Genomic DNA, 17358 nt, shown 5'->3' with positions numbered 1-17358 from the left:
GATCGCGTCTATTCACGAAGTTGGCTTGGGTTGTGGAATACCATCCAACTCAAGCTCATCAGCTATCAGTTGCGTCACAGCGGCATCCTTGCTGCCTGATTCAACTCAATACTCAGGTTTACTTAAAACATAACTTGCCATCAGCCTTGTGCCAAATCCGGTCGCGCCTTTTGCCATAAACGGCTTTTCGTCTTCGTACCAGACGGGACCTGCAATATCCAGATGCGCCCAGGCAACATTGCCGGCAAACATCTTCAAAAACATTCCTGCGGTAATCGCGCCCGCCAACCGCCCGCCGGAATTTTTCACGTCGGCAATATCGCTGCGAATCAAATCGCCGTACTCTTTATTCGCCGGCAATTGCCACAGGGGTTCGCCGCACGTTTCACCGGCGCTGAGCAAACCGTCAATCAATTGTTGATCGGTTCCCATCACCGCCGCGCGCACATCGCCAAGCGCCACCACACATGCGCCGGTGAGCGTCGCGGCGTCGATGATTTGCGTCGCCCCTTGATTGACCGCATAGGTGAGCGCGTCAGCCAAAACGAGCCGTCCTTCGGCATCGGTGTTGACAACTTCGATGGTTTTGCCGCTCAAGCTTCTCAGCACATCGCCGGGTTTATAAGCCCGTCCCGAAGGCATATTTTCCGAAGCGGCAATCAACCCGATGACGCGGACATTGGGTTTCAAACGAGCGATGATTTGCATCGCGCCGATGACCGCTGCGCCGCCGCCCATATCGTTTTTCATCTCTTCCATGCCGCTTGCAGGTTTAATCGAGATGCCGCCCGAATCGAAGGTAATGCCTTTGCCGACCAGCGCGATGAGTTGCGACGGGTCTGCGCCCGCGGGTTCGTGACGCAATACGATAAGTTTTGCAGGCTCTTCGCTGCCTCGCGAGACGCCAAGCAATGCGCCCATCCCTAGCTCTTTCATTTCGCTTTCATCAATGAGGGTGCAGGCTAAGCCTTCACGCGCAGCCATTTCTGCGGCGTGCTCGGCAAGACGTGTAGGGGTAATCACATTGCCGGGTTCATAGGTGAGGTGTCTTGCGAAATTCACCGCCTCAGCCATCACCTTTGCGGTTTCGATAGCCTGGATGAACTGACCGGCATCTGCCGATTCGCAAATGAATTCCAGATGCGACAGGCGTTGCGAATCGTCATTATCCGTATGATAGAGATTGCCTTTGATTGCGCCGAGCATGACCCCCTCTGCTAAAGCCTGCACCCTGGTTTCATTTTCCAGATGGGCAGTAAGTAAAAACGCCAGCGAAGCAAAATTATTCCCTGACAATTTTCTCACTGCTGCCGCAGCCAGTCGTTGCAGGGAAAGCGGCGTAAAACTTTCGGCTTTACCGGCTCCGTAAAATAGCAACCGTTTTAAGTGGTTTGCAGAGTTGGTGTGCAGCAGAATCGCGTAATCGCGTTTGCCTTTGACTTCGCCGCTCGCAAACACCGAGGTGACCAGACCGTTGGTGAGTTCATCTAAAACCGTAAGCGCGCCGCCCGTCGGGGTATCGCTTTCAAATACGGGAATGATTAAAACATCGCTGGAAATTTCGCTGAGCGGTTTTCCGCTGATGGTGATGTCCATAGGGGTTTCTCTTTCTCTTAAAGTGCATTAATGACTGCCTGGGTAAAATCGTGTGTAGTGGCGTTGCCGCCGAGGTCGCGCGTCAGCGCCTTGCCCTCGGCAAGCACCGCTTCAATGGCGTTTTGTATGCGCGTGGCGGCTTCGCGTTCCTCAAGATGTTGCAACATCATCACCGCTGTGCGAATCATCGCGGTGGGATTGGCAATGCCGCGACCGGCAATGTCGGGAGCCGCGCCATGCACCGCTTCAAACACGGCAATCTCTTCACCGATATTCGCGCCAGGCGCAACCCCTAAGCCGCCGACGAGTCCCGCGCCCAAATCCGAAATAATATCGCCGTAAAGATTTTCCAGAAGCAAGACATCGAATTGATTGGGATTGATGACCAGTTGCATACAGGCATTATCGACGATTAAATCCCTGGCGATAATTTCGGGATAATCTTCGGCAACTTTGCGAAAGCAGCGCAGGAATAATCCGTCGGACATTTTCATGATGTTGGCTTTGTGAATTGCCGTCACCATTTTGCGACCTTCGCGCCGCGCATATTCAAAAGCAAATCGGGCAATCCGGGTTGAAGCCTTTTCGGTGATGATTTTCAAACTCTCGACCACGCCGGGCACGACTTCGTGTTCAAGCCCGGAATAGAGGTCTTCGGTATTTTCGCGCACGACAATCAAATCGACATTTTCATAACGGGTTTTGACGTTCGGCAGCGACCGGACGGGGCGCAGGTTGGCATATAAATCGAGTTCTTTTCTGAGCCGCACATTGGTGCTCGCAAAGCCTTCGCCGATGGGCGTGGTGAGCGGTCCTTTGAAAGCGATTTTATTCTCTTTAATCGAATCCATCACGCTTGGCGGCAAGGTGTCGCCAAACCGCGCCAGGGCTTCTGCGCCTGCCGCATAGGATTCCCATTTCACATCAACGCCGGTTGCACGAACCACCGACACGGCTGCCGAAGTGACTTCGGGTCCGATGCCGTCGCCGGGTATCAAAGTAATTTTTCGCGTCATTTAATCCTCTCTTAATAACAGCATAAAGCAATCATAACAAGTTGGAGATGATACAAGAGCAGTTGACCATGTCACAACCAGACCGCAGAATCCCTGGCGCTTTCGGGTGCGATTAAAAGTGAGACTTTTTGGAGTGCGGTGACTGGTCACCGCTTTGGCGTAACTGAGAAAGTGCTATGGGCATCATTTCTATCAGTAAATTTGCTGCGAAATAAAAGCGGTAACCAGTTACCGCACTCCAAACAATGCGTCAGGCAAGTCCGAATTTTGTGCCACACTTTTAATTACACCCAATCGCACCCTACGACTTCGGGCGCGATTGACAAAGGCTTGCGGCTTTTTTAGGCTTGAAATCGGGTTATAAAATTTTACGGTTCATCAAGAGGTAAACAGCTTATGTACGAAGTCATGATTATCGAAGAGTTCGCCGCCGCGCATGCCTTGCGCGGCTACAAGGGCAAATGCGAAAACCTGCACGGTCATAATTACAAAATTGAAATTGTTGTACGCGGCGCTGAACTTGATGAAGTCGGCATGCTTGTCGATTTCGTGCATTTGAAAGCGGTGACCCGCGAGGTGATTCGCCGTTTAGATCATCAAAACCTCAACCAACTCCCACCCTTTGATAACGAACTGAACCCATCAGCCGAACACCTCGCCGGTTATATTTTTCATCAGATCGCCCCGCAGGTTGACACGCCGCGCGCCCAAGTCAGCAAAGTCCGGGTCTGGGAAACCTCGACCAGTTCGGCGACTTATGAGGTTTCCTAAAACTCTCCCTATCGTAAAATTTACCGACTTGCAACAGCAGTTCATTTGCCATTAAATATCTGCCATTCATTCGCATTCCAAAAAATTTATTCAAAATTATTGTAATGCTTTGCTACTCACTCCATATAAAAATGAAGAGTGTGCGTAATTCGCGAAACGAAAAGCCTGGATTTACTGGGCTTTTTGAGATTTTTAGCGGATGCGCAAACTTTAAGCGTCACGAAATCGCTATCCGGCGCTAAAACCCCTATAAATAAAGGGCGGGAATTACGCACACCCTTCATATAAAAATGAAAACAGCTAAAAATTTATTGCTATCGACATCTCAGTTCGCGATGTGAATTTAGCTTAACCGAGCCGTGTTCCGGATAAATAAGGGACTCGTTACAGCATATCAATTCTGCAAGAACACTCGTTTCATTGTCCGTTTAATCGGCACGGCAATTTGTGACCGATGTGTTCTTGACACTCAATCGGAGGTTAATTATGGCAACTGGAAAGAAAGCAGGGTCTAAGAAAGCCGCAGCGGCTTCAAGTACAGGGGTGACGCGAAAAGTAAATGGTGGCAAAGAAAAGATTGCCGTCACAGTAGATGTTTCAAACGGTGAGAGCCTCACCTATGAAGTCTCGTTACTACAAGGCTCACAAGCAAATTTCACATTAGTTGATTCCTCATTGAACAAGCTTTTGTTATCGCACAAGGACGCCACAGTCGCAGCCAATCAGTGGTCAAGAGACTGGCCCAAGCCATCTGATTCCTTAGCGGTAATGAGTGTTCACACATTGGGAATGCACTTCATTCTGGCTCAAAAGTACAATTACAAAATTATCCACCATGAATTGGATGGAACCGATGTTGTACTCAAAGATATTGATTTCTCTTCAACCAACCCGAATGACGTATTTTTTGAACCGCTCACAGTTGTGGTCACTTAATCATTTTCATCGAAGGTAATTCCCAATACTCAGACAACGCTTTGTAGAGGAGAAAAAATGAGAAAAGCAATGTGCAAACCATCTATTGTTGTGGCTTTAATCCTGACTAATGTCTTGTTCACATCAGCGCAGGACAACCCGGTCGGTTTTGTCGAATGGTTAAACAAAAGAGTTAAGGATGCGGTTGCGGCAAAAGTAAATCAACGTTCAAATACGAATCAGGCAGAGACGCCCAGCACGAGCGGAAATACGTCCTCACTCTTAGACCAGAGTTCCGCTCCTGACCTTTTCGGCGTCGCGTTGAATCTTGCCGGTTTATCCAATCCGACAAAAACGGAAACTTCTGGCGGAATGGAATCTGCCAAAGAAGTGAATTCTGCCTCCGTAACCGCAACGGCTTATTCACTCTATGCAGCACTTAAACGAATCGACCCGTTGGACCCAACTTTCTATAATGCGCACCCCGATTGGCGAAGGCTTTCTTTCACACTCGGCTATGACAACGAGAAGATTGACGGCGTGGCAACGCCAAACCAAGTGACGATTTTTGGTTCTAAGTATTTAATCATCAACCATCGCGATGCCGCTCGTAAATGTCGAAATCAAACTGGCGCTATGGCATTTTGCCATGAAACCAGTCTCAATAATTTAACCAATAGCTTAGCGGCTGCATCCGCAGATTTCGGCAAGCTCACCCAAGAAATTCAGACCTTCGTTTTAAGCCAGTCTGAAGTGGTCAGGGAATTCTCACTGGCAACCCGGTTCAAGGCGTTTATGTCATCAATCATTGCCAAAGATGAAGCAAGTATCAATCGTCTGCAAGCGGAGATTGCTGACCTGAAAAGGGAAATCGCCGCCCCTAACATCACCCAAGAACAAATGGACACCAAAAAGAAGGAAATCGAAGACCGACAAAGCAGAATAGAAAAATTGACCCTCAGAAAAAATAAATTTGTGACTGAAGCTCAGGCGTTCAAGGATCGAGACTTGGAAAGCGATTTCGGTGCTATTTTCAACTTCGAGAAGATAAGTCAGTGGCCAGACATCCAAAAACAATTTCTCTCGACGGGGTTGAACGAAATCTTTGCCAGCGCAAGTGCGTTTACCAAACTGCAAGCGATTTTGGGTGACGAAGGTATAAAACGGATTGATGCGTTAATTGAAAAACGCCTCTCCTCATTTATCAAATTAGATGAAGTTGCCAACGATGCAATTGACGAAATCAGAAACGGAACTCAATTCTCTATCGCCGTTCAAACCAAGACCCGCAAAGAAGGGACGGATGAATACAAAGCTGAAGTCATTTATGATAAGGGCGTCTACAAGGCGTTGAATTTCACCTTCAACGGCGCATTTGAATATAAAAACAATAAAGCGATAGGCGCTGACCTTAGAGGTATGTCTCTCGCCGGTCAATTGGAGTTGAAAATTACTCCCGATAGATGCCTCGAATGCGCAAATCCCATACGCGCCTCACTGGCATATGAAGGAAACTGGATGTCCGGGCAGGATTGGATTCATAAAGTGCAAGGCAAAGTCAAAATCCCCATCATCAACGGGGTTGATTTTCCCATATCCTTCACCTATTCCAACCGAACCGAACTCATTAAAGAAAAAGACGTAAGAGGGCAATTCGGCTTTACCTTCGATCTTTCAAGATTAATCAAATCCAGTCTCTTCAAGTGAGTTTCCGAGATGAGCAATTAACAATAACCGCCGAACGAGTCGTTGAATATAGGACGCAACAAAGGAGAAAATATGTTTAACCTTGATACCCTCGATACGCTGATTGCGTTGGTGATTGTACTGCTGACGCTGGCATTGGTTGTCCAAGCAATTCAGTCGGCGCTGAAAAAGCTATTCAAGCTCAAATCGCGCCAGCTAGAAGAATCGCTGCTTGATCTTTTTGAAACGGTTTTTGATTCTGCGCAAAATAACGGGCAAACCGTGGCGACCACACGAAACCAAGCCGTCAGTCTGCGCTTGAGAATGCCCACCTTGCAGGTCATTCCCTTCGTCAAACTCCCGTCAACCCTAGCCTCGACTCCAGTCAAAGCGATTTATGATGCCGTCCTGAAAGAATTTCGCAAAATCGGACGTGTCGCCGCTTCCGGGAAAAATATGCAGGAATCCCTATCGAAAGAAGATTTGATGAAAGTTTTACAAAAGGTGGACGCCAAAACCTTCGGCAATGATTTCCTCAGTAAGCTTGAAAGCTCCGGCAAACAGTTTGCCGAACTGGAAAAAACCATTGCCACCGTAAAGACAGAATTGTTGGGCGGTGACGCGGGAACGCAATTTGCCAAAATCCAAACCCTGCTGGCACCTTTGCTTAACGATTTGAAGCGCTTTATCAATGGCGACAAAACTTTCAACAAAGATTTACGGCTCGCCGATATTTTGAATTTACGCGACATCGAAACGGCAACCGTGCTGGATTTTCTGGTTGAGGTGCAAAGGAAAGTTCAAGAACGCCGAGCCGTCAACCCCGATGATGCGGATTTAATAACCCTCGATGAAACATTAAAAAAATTTGCCGCTACATTCACCGGATTGAGTTCACAAATTGACGAGATTAAGACATCGCTGAACTTGAAACTGAACGAAGTTGAAAACTGGTATGACACGGTGATGCAAAGTTTTGAAGAACGCTACACCCGTGGAATGAAAACCTATGCATTCATCATCAGTCTGGTAGTCGCGGTTTGTATGAATGCCAATATTTTTAATGTCTATGACTACGTCGCTAAAGATGCGGATATTCGTAAAGCTGTCATTGCATCAAGGGAAGACGTCTTGCAACTCTATCGGGCGCAATTGGCGGCAGCCAGTGTTACCGGCAAAGCAGACAATAAACCATCAAATACAGGCGCGACGGCCACCTCTACAGCCGACGCCACAACCAACACCCCAGCCACCCCACCTGCCAGCAACGCGACCAACCCGACAGCAAAGCCGACAGCAAGCGCAAAAGCGGCGCAGCCTCCCAGCAGTGAGAAAAAGGACGAAACCGTAAAAGCACCCGGTAGCAGCACAGACACTGTGCAACCTTCTCAAACGTCAAATAAGGAAACCTTACAGGGGTTAGTCAACGAGACCGAAAAACACCTTAAAGATACAACTGAACAATATGCAAAATTCGGCTTCAGAACCTGGGAGGATGAACTCATTACCCTTGGATTAAAGGAGATGCCGGCTGAGGCTTCCGGGAATAGTAAATATGAGCCGAAGTGGGGAGGTACGGTTGGTCATAGTTTTCGTATGCTGCTTGGTTGGTTAATTATGGCGGCATTATTAAGTTTAGGCGCGCCGTTTTGGCACGATTTACTGGAAAGTCTGTTTGGCGTAAAAACCCTGTTACGAAAACGCGGAGATATCAAAAATGTCGAGACCAAATCCGGTGCGGGGATGCCGCAAACCTAACTTAATTAAACCACTCTTTCAAAGCCTGAACGTCCATTTCAGGCAAAAGCCAAACGTTTGGTGTCATATTGCCTGAGTAAATCCCGCCGAGAGGAGAATCAACCGATGACCTTAACCGATATAATTAACCAAAATGCCAAAATCCATCTCAATGCATTTGATGAGCCGTTTGCCAAAGAGGTGCAAAATCGCTTAACGGCATTAGGTTGTTTAGACCCGCCTGCCGATGGCATTTTTGGGCAGGTTTCGCGTTTGGCTATTCGGAAATTAGCTAAAATCGTCAATCTCGCGTTTGATGATGTGGTGGATGCGAATTTTGCCAATATCCTGCTCAATCACACGGCTGACGATTTATTTCCGCTAACTCTCGGCAACGATTTTGCCAGTCGCATTATCCAGTATATGCAGTTGAAAAATTACTGGTTTGCCAGAATACCGAACTTCCTCACGATTGTTTACGTCGAGGGCACCAATGAAGATGGGAATCTCAACAACGATGCGTTTAACGAATTCAATGACCGCAGAATCGTTTTGGCATTTGAAGACGGTAAACCCAAAATCCTTCATAATGCACTTGCCACTACTGAACCCGGCAGATTTTTCACCGTTCATCCGACCAATCCTCTGGGCGCAGCACGTATCGCCTTTGGGCAGTTTAAAGCCTGGAGTGTAGGTATTCACAAAGCCGGTACGCCAAGCGCCCATGCTGCGTTGGTACAAGTCGCTCCGCTGCCAGTTCATCGCGATCTTAATCAAGACGGGAGAAGGACTGGTGATGCTGTGGATAAAGGCATTTTCGGTATCAACCAACATAAAGGGTTCAATGCGCCCGTAACTAACATTGGACGCTCCAGCGCGGGTTGTCTGGTCAGCCGTTTGAACAGCGACCACACGGCATTTATGTCGTTGGTTAAAACCGAACTTCGCTACCGGGATGCCTCACATAGCTATCGCTTCATATCAACCATCATTGCCGGAGACGATTTGAAAAACAAAATCGGCTAGGTCGCGCTTTTCTCAAATCATTGCTTCAGGGCTTGAGTTGATCAAGCTTCTCAATTGCGGTCATTGAACAAAACGGGTATCTCCCGATATTGAATAAAAGGCATTAAACAGCAACGGAAAGGTCGCATGAGTTTGGGCGCGGTGTTGCGGGCGCAAGCCGAATAAAATAATCCGACCGGGATTCATTTCAATTGACACGACCGCGCCGCGTCCGGTCATCAACTCTTCGCCCTTGAGCCAACCCGACGCCACGACCTCGGCGTTCGGGTAACGCGCCACAATCGCAGCGCGTTGCGAAGCGAAGCCTTCGGTTAAAGCGAAAAACGGACTGTTGTTGTAAAACCCGTAAGTCGCATCGGGCATACCGAATCCGATGGGGTGTGTGGCATCGACTTGAAGGTTGACAATCGTGCCGGGCGCAAAATGCTGGTCGCGCGTCAGTCCGCGCTTTAAATTCTTCACCGGAATCGGGAATTTATCTATCGCTAAATCTGAAGCCGCGCCCATCACAACTAACGTCCCGCCAAGCCTGACGAATTCGCGCAACGCTTCCAAGCCTTCATCACCGATACCGCCGCGATATTCCGGGCGCACAAAACGCGAACTGTTGCCGTTTAAAATACTCTGCGGTTGCTGGTCGGGCAGCAAGATGACATCGAATTTTTCGCGCAACTTGCCGGCGCGAATCTCCGCATTGTGCAGTGTCGTATAAGCGAATTCATATTGCTCCAGCACCCAGCGCGTCCAGCCTTCATCCATATTCGCGGTCCACGATTGATAAACGCCAATACGCGGCGCGCGAAACGGCATCGCCCGGTCTTTTGAAGTTTCGCTCTTTTCGGTTGGCGCATTCGCCGCTTTCGCGTTTTTGTTTTCGCGCGCGGAAACCGACTTTACGTCAAAGGCGCGAACCGCGATGCCGGTCCCCCGCGCAATCAATTCCATTTGCTGTCGAGCGATGTTTGAAGCCTGAATGCGCGTCACCTTGTTGCCAGTTTCATTGACGAATTGCCATTCGAGTTTCGCGCCTGCTTTTTGCAAACGATTCACCGCAATTGCCGAATCCGCGCCTCGATATTCAAACTGAAACTCCTTGCCCGTACCTGTAACCAAGCCTTTGAGTATCGCCGCTTCTTCAAGTTTGCCCATGATTAAAGAACCCGGCAGCGGCTTTTTCACAAACTCAACCTCAACGCCCAACAGCATGCCGAGCGACCAGGCGGTCACATCATAAGGCGGTTCGGGCGGCGCACTGGGCGAACGGCGAACTTCCGGGTAGGTCTGACGCTCAAGTATATCTTTGGCGTAACGCGCAAAGACTTGATTCATCGGAATCACCAACGAGTCTTTCAAATATTTTTTGCCATCAACTTCAAAATCGCTGGTGGCGCGAAAGACCTCAACCCCGGCAATCTGCAAACGCTCAACCAGATGATTTGCCTCGCGCCCGTCATGTTGTTTACCGGCATCAATGACTATCGCGTAGACATCGCCCTGTTTACCTGCGGCAACCGTCGAGCGATTGACTTCATAAATCTGCCGAAGCAACTGCTCGCGCTGGTCTGCGGCGGTCTCAAGCAAAGCCATCGTGGCAATCAACTCGTAATCGACAATATCCCTGAGCGTCCAACGCCCGCCAAGCCAGGGGCGCGGATACTCGGTTCTGGCGCGCGTATCGGTTGGCGGCGGCAACGGTTCATTGGGATTTTCCATCTGCCGGCGCATCTGCGCTTGAAAATCTTCACCGGCTTGCGGCGCGGCATTCGGTTGGGCGCGACGTTGTTCAACGGGCGAGGCAAGCCGCGCGCTTGCAACCTCTGTCAGCAAGCCGACTTGATTGTGCCACCAACCGCTCCAAGCCATCGCTCCTTGCCAGAAATTCGTGTAAGTCGAGTTGTAAATAATGCCCTCTTTGCCTGCCGCTTCAAGCGCCGCAGCCTGCCCCTGTCCGAGGATGCCGTTCCAACGATAAATCAACGGATGCACGTTCGGATTAATCGGGTCGGTCGCGGGCATCACAAAAATTCTTGCGCCATTGCTTCCCTGTTGATGTTCATCCAACCACACAGACGGAAACCAATCGTGCCACAACACCTCTGCAATCAACTGCGACTCTTTTTGGGTGAACATATACATATCGCGGTTGTTGTCGTGCCCGACATATTTTTGATAGAGGTACGGCAGCGGGCTTGCTTCATATTCGCTATTCACATTTTTGTTGTACCAATCGGTGACCATGATTTGCCCGTCGGGGTTCTGGCTGGGAACCAACAAAAAAATCGTGTTATCGAGAATCTTTTTCACCGCGGGAGAATCTTCCGTCGCCAGACGATGCACCAATTCGATTGCCATTTGCGTCGCCCCAACTTCCGTGGAATGCATGGCGCAGGTAATCAACACCACAGCTTTGCCTTGCCGAAAAATTTCATCACGTTCGGTGTCGGTTGGCGCGCTGCCTTGAAAATAGAGTTTGCGTTCCAGACCTTTGTAATAATCAAGGCGCTTCAAAGTTTCCGGCGCAGCAATTTCCAATAATAAAAAGGGATTGCCTTCGGTAGTTTTGCCGAGTTCACGCACCCGCACACGGTCGGAATTTTTCGCCACCAGATTCATGTACTCAACGATTTTGTCCCAGCGCGCGAGTTTCTTATCTTCGCCCACTCGGTGTCCGAGAAATTTTTCCGGCGTCGGCAATTGGGCAAATGCAATTGCAGTGAAAGTAAAAATAAAAAACCAGGCGGCAAGCACTCGTCGGGTCATCGGCGGTTCATCCTTTCATTGAAACGGAAATCAATAATCGAAACGGTCGGTAATATAACAGGAGCAGGCAGAAAGTGACGAGAAAAAATCAAGGTCGCAATGGCAATAAGCAAAGACCTCCACCGGAACACCGGGATACAGAGGTAAAAATGAAGAGGTGAAGAAGTGAAGAGATGAAGAGATGAAAACACCCATCCTTCCCTTCTCCCTTTCTGCCTTCTCTGGTCTCTGTGGTTTTTCTATTTGTTACTTTCGCGACGTTAGAGATTTGCTTGATTTGATCTTGCGACCAACCGAAGCGATGGGTTCGGGGTAGCCTTTGCCGACAAGCGCGGCAATATCGATGACCACCTCTTTTGCGCCTTTAACGGTGCGCGTCACTTTGGCGCTTTTGGCTTTTGGTTTATCCGTTTTTCGATTGGCATTGCTTTGCGAAGCATTCACGCCGCGTTTATCGTTATCGAGTTTTCCCGATGCATCGCGGGACATGTCTTTCAATGCCTTTAATATTTGTGTCTGCTCTGCTTCGCTTAAATCTTCAACCGTCACCCCATACTTGCCGAGCACCATTCGCAAATTCGCTTCGGTGTTGGTATCCATATCATAAATGTCGCGGTAAATATGCAAGTTCCCGTTTTCAACCAAAATGGTTTCATAACGCAGTTCAACGGGAACCGGCACCGTGAGTTTCACCTCCTGGGTTTGGGTGCGCCGCTTACCGTATTCGGCAATGTCTTGCGCGGTTATATTCGTGTTACTGATTCTGGCGATTTCCTGAATAAATTCACGCATCTGCGCATCAGTTAAACCTATACAGCCATGCGAAGCAAAGCCGCCGATTTTAGCGGCGGCTTTGCCGCCATGAATCAATGACGGTAAGCCAATCGGAATTTTGGCAATGCCTAAAGGGTTCAATTTATCTCCGGCTTCGACCTTCTCGCCGGGTCTCACCCTGGTCGATGATTCAACCCAGGGTTCATCAGGCGGCACCCAACTCGGATTAAAGATAATCGCCTGTGCCTGCCGCAACCCCGTCGGCAAAGGAAATTCAGGGTAGCCGACGCCAACTTTGAAGGATTTCACCAACTGTCCGTTTTCAAAAATATCCATACGATAGGCAGGCGCATTGACCACAATGCGCGTATCGGTTGGGATGATGTTCCAGGATGCACTGTCGGTTGTGCCATCAGCATTGGTTGCGCCGTTCGCCGCAGTCGGTTTGCCATGCCAGTATTCATCAACGATAACCGCAAGCTGCGCGGTCTTCTGTTCTCCGATAATCGCGGCAATCTTTTCTCTCGCCTCTTGACGCGCAGCATATGTAGAGTCGCCCGCTTCTTCTTCGGCATTTAAATTTCGCGAATCGCGTGCCAGCTTTTGCAATTGACTGATCTGGTCAACGCTCAAACCCAAACGATTGCTGAGTTCTGCTGTAAAATTCCGGTTATCAAAAAATGCGCGCAGCATGGGCAAAGTAAACATGGTCACGGAACCGGCGTTCGTCTGCAAAGACGGCGTCGCGTTGGCGTTTTGATTGGCGGGTGGCGGCGAACTGTTGGTATTCAGCGTATTCAGCGGTGTACACCCTACTGTCAGGACAATCGCCGTTAGCGGCACCACAAACCATTGTTTATTCCGTTTATTCATTGAGCAATCTCTCCTACGAAAAACTAACGCAGTAAAGGATAGGGGTTGATGTTTTCGCCACTCCATAGGCGTTTGGGGTCGGTCACCATCCACATTGCAAAATGCAGATGATAATTTCCGGCTCCCGCATTGCCTGTATCCCCGACATAAGCCAGTACCTCGCCCTGTTTAACTTCGCTGCCTTGGGCAATGCTTTTTGCATAACTATCGAGATGCGCGTAATAGAAAACTGTCTTGCCATCTATGCCCAGTTGATAAAGCGTATGACCGCCGCGTTCGCTGTAAAAAATGCGTTTAATTACGCCTCCAGCAGCGGCAATCACAGGTGTGCCTCTGGGTGCCATAATATCAAGCGCCTGATGGGTGCGACCTTCTGAACGCGCCGCATCGAACGTGTCCGTCAATTTGTCCGGCGTTATTCCTTGAACCGGAATCGTCAACTTCGTTGAATTCGCGCCACCAATCACCGCAGGCTTGACGACCGCTGGCGGCGAAGGAAGGGTTGGCGCGGCAGAAACGGTTTCAACATTGGCAGGCTTTTCTTCCGCAGCGCCGACCAACATTGCTTTTACAGGCTTTGATGCCTGACCATTTGCCGGCGCAGCCGTGGCGCGACCGATGAATTCAGATGAGGGTCGGGCAATGAATGCCAGCCAGATAGCAAAAATCAACCCGATGATAAATAATGTGATTAATAAAACGCGCTTTATAACCTGCACAAAACGCATGATTCCTCCAATAAAATGATATGATTCAACCTACTCATACCATTCGATGTCTAATAGTCAGGTGCAAGCTGTATGCCCGCGATTAGACAATAAAAAAACAAGAGTTAAGGCAGGTTGGTTGATTAGCATCGCCTGAAACACAATTAAATCGTATCGGGACAATTCATTTCTGTACGCACAAAATACAACTTTTACCGGCTGTTTAATGCAATTGTTGATTCGTTCATTAATTTGACGCGACTGGTTTAGACCTTTAGACTAGCGACAAAATTTTAACCGTTCAGTGGAGAATTCCAGGAAGCGAGGCAAACCATGAAGTATCAAAAAATCTTGAGTATCAGTTTGATGTTTACCATCTTTCTTGTGTCAATCTCTGTTTTCGCAACCCAACCGTTTATTCAGGCGCAAAGTTCCCGGTTTACGGTTGACGACCTGCTTGATGTGACCAACATCAATGTCGCCGATTTCAGCGAAGATGGAAAATGGATTGTGGCAACGGCATCGACGCTCCGCGACCGCATCGGTATTGATAATCATCGCTTCGGTGACCCGACTTACATTGCGCCGGCGCTTGCGGATATTCTGCTCATTGAAACCCAAACTGGAAAAACTCAAAAACTTTTTCCGACTCGTCGTCAGGTTCGCGCTTTGCGTTGGTCGCCTGATGCTTCACGTTTAGCGATGCTCCTGCTCGAAGGTGAACTATTCAAGCCGGTCGTCTGGGAACGCGCCACCGGTAAACTCAACAGCATCACATTGCCGCCCAATAAACTCGTAGCTGAGAACACCGAACTCGAATGGTCTGCCGACAGCTCACAACTGCTGCTTTCGTTGCGTAGCGCCGATTGGAAAAAACGCGCCAGCGACCGCTTCAAATCATTGACCGCTGCGCCCATCGTGACGCTTTCGAGCAAAGACCCATTTCTGGCATGGGAAGAGTTGCGGCGTATGGCGAACCTGCGTTCACTTGCCATCTGCGATGTCAAAAGCAATCAAGTGCGTGAAGTGGTCGCCGAATCCAGAATCAACGCTTTCGATTTTTCCGAAGACTCAACATTCATCACTTACTCTGAAGACATCACCAAAAAGACCGACTACGACACCATCGGCGGAGTCGATAATCAAGTGCAACTGATTTCCGCACAGGGCGGCGCGGCGCGCACGCTCATCAAATCGACCAAAGGATTGAATATCATCTGGTCGCGCGACACGCGAAGTTATGCTTATACGAAAGACGGCAACATCTTTATTGCGAAGATTGATGACAAAGAGGCGCGACAACTCACCGGCAAGAAAGATGAGAAGAGCGACACTAAAGACGATGCCGATAAAAAAGATGAAAGCAAAACTGACGACAAAGCCAAGTCCGGGAAAGAGACTTTCAATGCGGTTCGGTTAAGCGCCAGAGGCGAGGCGCTGGTTGCTTCAAATAAAGAGGGCTTGTGGTTGATTGATACGACGACCGGCGCGAAAGAAAATTTTTTGAAGCAGAATGAAGAAGACAAAGAAGCGCCGCGTTATCAGGTGAGCGATTGGAGCGCGGACGGCGAAAATATTTATTTGAGCTACGCTTCACGCACCCGCTGGGAGCGCGGTTTTATGCGTTACAACACCCGCGCCAAACAGATGAGCGAGCTAATCAAAGACGGGCGAATGTATGCGGGATTTCGTTTGGCGAAAAATGGCAGCGCAACGGCGTTTAATATCGCCGAAGGCAATCGTCCGGCAGATATTTTTGTCGCAGATGGCGATTGCAGAAACCTTCGCCGCTTAACCGATGTCAATCCACAACTCAGTAATAAGCGATTGAGCAAGACCCAACTCTTTTCTTACCTTGATGCCGATGGCACGAAGAGTTACGGCGTCGTCTATTTGCCTGTAGATTATGAACCGGGCAAAAAATATCCGACGGTGTTCAATATCTACGAACAATTTTTCGATGACACATTCAATTCGACCATCAACATTTTGACCAACAATGGTTATGCGGTGGTGCAACCGTCGGTGAATTTAGAGCAGGGCTTTCCCGGCGAAGCCTGGGCGAAAGGGGTCACGGCGGCTGCCAATAAATTAATCGAAATGGGCATTGCCGACCCTGAACGTTTGGGCGTCCAGGGCACAAGTTACGGCGGCTATGCGACCAACCTGTTGATTACCCAGACCAATCGTTTCAAAGCGGCGATTAACATATCCGGCAAAGTAAATATGATTAGCTTCTATACGGATAGCCCGCGACTTGGCGACCGCAATACCCACGCGCCGGAAAAGAGTCAAGACCGCATCGGGGCGACGCTCTGGCAACAACCCCAGAAATACATTCAACATTCGGCGGTGATGTTTGCCGATAGAATCAAAACGCCGCTTCTGCTCATGACCGGCGAACAAGACCACAATGTCCCGGCGCGACAGGCGATGGAGATGTATTACGCGCTTAGGCGTTTAGGCAAAGCCGTCGAGTGGGTGAGTTACACCAACGGCGGTCACGGCATGCCGACGACGACGATTGACGAAGTGAAAGATTATCACGCGCGCATTACAAAATGGTACGACGACCATTTGAAAGGCGATTTGAAAAAGAAAACCGAAGACAAAACCGACGCCGGGCAGCAATAGAGTGAATTACCGAGTTGGGTGTATAATCACCGCAGCAAATTTGATTCACCGACGAACGGAGCGAAGTTTATGGAAGCTAAGCAAAACCTTAAAGAAACGCGGTTGATTATCAAAACTTCAATGCGACAGAAAGAACGGATTGCGAAAGCGGCGCGTCTCAAAAAAATTTCCGTGAATGATTTCGTTTTAGAAAACGCCGCGAAAGCCGCCAGTCAGGTTTTAGCCGAGCAAGCCGATTTCACTTTATCAAAAAAGCAATGGAAAAAATTTTGTGAAGCCTTGGATGCGCCGCCGCGAAAAATTCCGGCGCTTAAAAAGTTATTAACCTCACCGAGTGCTTTCGATGAGCAATGAAGAAAAGTTAAATCCTCCTGTCCTGCTTGATAAAAAACACGACCGCGCCGCTTTCGATTGTGGAGTTGCGGAACTTAATGAATATCTGAAACGCTACGCGCTGCAAAATCAAAAGAAGCGCGCGGCGCGAACCTATGTTGCCACCAGAGGCAACCAGATTGTTGGTTACTACACGCTGGTTTACGGCTCGGTCGCTTACGAAGAAGCGCCCGAAAAAGTAAAAGCAGGTTTGGGCAAATATCCGATTCCGATCATTTTGCTGGCGCGGTTGGCAGTTGATTTAAGCGAACGCGGCAAGCGGTTGGGAGAAGGACTTTTAAAAGATGCGTTACTGAGAACGCTGCAAGCGGCAGAGATCGCCGGACTCAGAGCCGTTCTGGTTCACGCAAAAGATGAATCGGTAAAAAAGTTTTATGCGCGTTTCGGTTTTGAGCCGTCGCCGATGGATGAGTTGCATTTGTTCCTAAAACTCGCCGATATTCAGGCAAATTTGCTTGATTGATGCGCGA

Annotated in this window: 13 protein-coding genes; 8 read left to right on the top strand and 5 right to left on the bottom strand. The window is 49.1% G+C overall.

Annotation, left to right across the window (positions count from 1 at the left end):
* Positions 1–105: 105 nt before the first annotated feature.
* Positions 106–1596, bottom strand: a complete 1491-nt coding sequence (locus tag AB1757_12620; GenBank protein ID MEW6127874.1) for a leucyl aminopeptidase — start codon at positions 1594–1596, stop codon at positions 106–108.
* Between the two features lie 17 nt (positions 1597–1613).
* Positions 1614–2612, bottom strand: coding sequence for an isocitrate dehydrogenase (NAD(+)) (locus tag AB1757_12615; protein MEW6127873.1), 999 nt, complete (start codon positions 2610–2612; stop codon positions 1614–1616).
* Between the two features lie 396 nt (positions 2613–3008).
* On the opposite strand from AB1757_12615, the gene queD reads away from it, so the two are divergent.
* From queD to AB1757_12590, 5 genes are all read left to right on the top strand, one after another.
* On the top strand, positions 3009–3383 hold the full coding sequence (gene queD / locus AB1757_12610) for a 6-carboxytetrahydropterin synthase QueD (protein MEW6127872.1): 375 nt from the start codon (positions 3009–3011) through the stop codon (positions 3381–3383).
* A gap of 486 nt (positions 3384–3869) precedes the next feature.
* Positions 3870–4319 (top strand): hypothetical protein, encoded by a 450-nt coding sequence (locus AB1757_12605; protein ID MEW6127871.1) that lies wholly within the window; start codon positions 3870–3872, stop codon positions 4317–4319.
* A 57-nt stretch (positions 4320–4376) separates the two neighbouring features.
* The gene (locus AB1757_12600) at positions 4377–6005 is read left to right on the top strand and encodes a hypothetical protein (protein MEW6127870.1); all 1629 of its coding nucleotides are present in this window, start codon (positions 4377–4379) and stop codon (positions 6003–6005) included.
* Between the two features lie 72 nt (positions 6006–6077).
* A complete protein-coding gene (locus AB1757_12595) occupies positions 6078–7742 on the top strand; it encodes a hypothetical protein (protein ID MEW6127869.1) in 1665 nt (554 codons plus the stop codon).
* A gap of 105 nt (positions 7743–7847) precedes the next feature.
* Entirely contained in the window at positions 7848–8747 is a 900-nt protein-coding gene (locus AB1757_12590; protein ID MEW6127868.1) for a peptidoglycan-binding domain-containing protein, read from the top strand.
* Between the two features lie 60 nt (positions 8748–8807).
* Here the strand turns inward: AB1757_12590 and AB1757_12585 are convergent, their stop codons facing one another.
* The 3 genes from AB1757_12585 to AB1757_12575 all read right to left on the bottom strand — a co-directional run bounded on the left by AB1757_12585 (position 8808) and on the right by AB1757_12575 (position 13882).
* Positions 8808–11507, bottom strand: coding sequence for a M14 metallopeptidase family protein (locus tag AB1757_12585; protein ID MEW6127867.1), 2700 nt, complete (start codon positions 11505–11507; stop codon positions 8808–8810).
* 246 nt (positions 11508–11753) lie between these two features.
* Positions 11754–13154: a L,D-transpeptidase family protein gene (locus tag AB1757_12580; GenBank protein ID MEW6127866.1), complete on the bottom strand. Its 1401-nt coding sequence runs from the start codon at positions 13152–13154 to the stop codon at positions 11754–11756.
* A 23-nt stretch (positions 13155–13177) separates the two neighbouring features.
* Complete coding sequence (locus AB1757_12575) at positions 13178–13882, bottom strand: M23 family metallopeptidase (protein ID MEW6127865.1); 705 nt, start codon at positions 13880–13882, stop codon at positions 13178–13180.
* A gap of 312 nt (positions 13883–14194) precedes the next feature.
* On the opposite strand from AB1757_12575, the gene AB1757_12570 reads away from it, so the two are divergent.
* The 3 genes from AB1757_12570 (at position 14195) to AB1757_12560 (ending at position 17351) form a co-directional block, all read left to right on the top strand.
* On the top strand, positions 14195–16495 hold the full coding sequence (locus AB1757_12570) for a prolyl oligopeptidase family serine peptidase (protein ID MEW6127864.1): 2301 nt from the start codon (positions 14195–14197) through the stop codon (positions 16493–16495).
* Positions 16496–16564: 69 nt separating this feature from the next.
* Entirely contained in the window at positions 16565–16849 is a 285-nt protein-coding gene (locus AB1757_12565; protein MEW6127863.1) for a DUF1778 domain-containing protein, read from the top strand.
* The gene (locus tag AB1757_12560; GenBank protein MEW6127862.1) at positions 16839–17351 is read left to right on the top strand and encodes a GNAT family N-acetyltransferase; all 513 of its coding nucleotides are present in this window, start codon (positions 16839–16841) and stop codon (positions 17349–17351) included. The genes AB1757_12565 and AB1757_12560 overlap by 11 nt, the downstream gene beginning before the upstream one ends.
* The last annotated feature ends 7 nt before the right edge of the window (positions 17352–17358 follow it).

This window comes from Acidobacteriota bacterium (assembly GCA_040754075.1).
Taxonomy (GTDB): domain Bacteria; phylum Acidobacteriota; class Blastocatellia; order UBA7656; family UBA7656; genus JBFMDH01.
The sequence above is the reverse complement of the archived record's forward strand: the minus strand, read 5'-3'. Positions and strand labels throughout refer to the sequence as shown.

Coding starts and splice junctions, on each gene's coding strand:
- queD (MEW6127872.1), top strand. CDS start 3,009: ATGTACGAAGTCATGATTATCGAAGAGTTCGCCGCCGCGCATGCCTTG.
- AB1757_12590 (MEW6127868.1), top strand. CDS start 7,848: ATGACCTTAACCGATATAATTAACCAAAATGCCAAAATCCATCTCAAT.
- AB1757_12595 (MEW6127869.1), top strand. CDS start 6,078: ATGTTTAACCTTGATACCCTCGATACGCTGATTGCGTTGGTGATTGTA.
- AB1757_12585 (MEW6127867.1), bottom strand. CDS start 11,507: ATGACCCGACGAGTGCTTGCCGCCTGGTTTTTTATTTTTACTTTCACT.
- AB1757_12580 (MEW6127866.1), bottom strand. CDS start 13,154: ATGAATAAACGGAATAAACAATGGTTTGTGGTGCCGCTAACGGCGATT.
- AB1757_12605 (MEW6127871.1), top strand. CDS start 3,870: ATGGCAACTGGAAAGAAAGCAGGGTCTAAGAAAGCCGCAGCGGCTTCA.
- AB1757_12570 (MEW6127864.1), top strand. CDS start 14,195: ATGAAGTATCAAAAAATCTTGAGTATCAGTTTGATGTTTACCATCTTT.
- AB1757_12620 (MEW6127874.1), bottom strand. CDS start 1,596: ATGGACATCACCATCAGCGGAAAACCGCTCAGCGAAATTTCCAGCGAT.
- AB1757_12560 (MEW6127862.1), top strand. CDS start 16,839: ATGAGCAATGAAGAAAAGTTAAATCCTCCTGTCCTGCTTGATAAAAAA.
- AB1757_12575 (MEW6127865.1), bottom strand. CDS start 13,882: ATGCGTTTTGTGCAGGTTATAAAGCGCGTTTTATTAATCACATTATTT.
- AB1757_12615 (MEW6127873.1), bottom strand. CDS start 2,612: ATGACGCGAAAAATTACTTTGATACCCGGCGACGGCATCGGACCCGAA.
- AB1757_12600 (MEW6127870.1), top strand. CDS start 4,377: ATGAGAAAAGCAATGTGCAAACCATCTATTGTTGTGGCTTTAATCCTG.
- AB1757_12565 (MEW6127863.1), top strand. CDS start 16,565: ATGGAAGCTAAGCAAAACCTTAAAGAAACGCGGTTGATTATCAAAACT.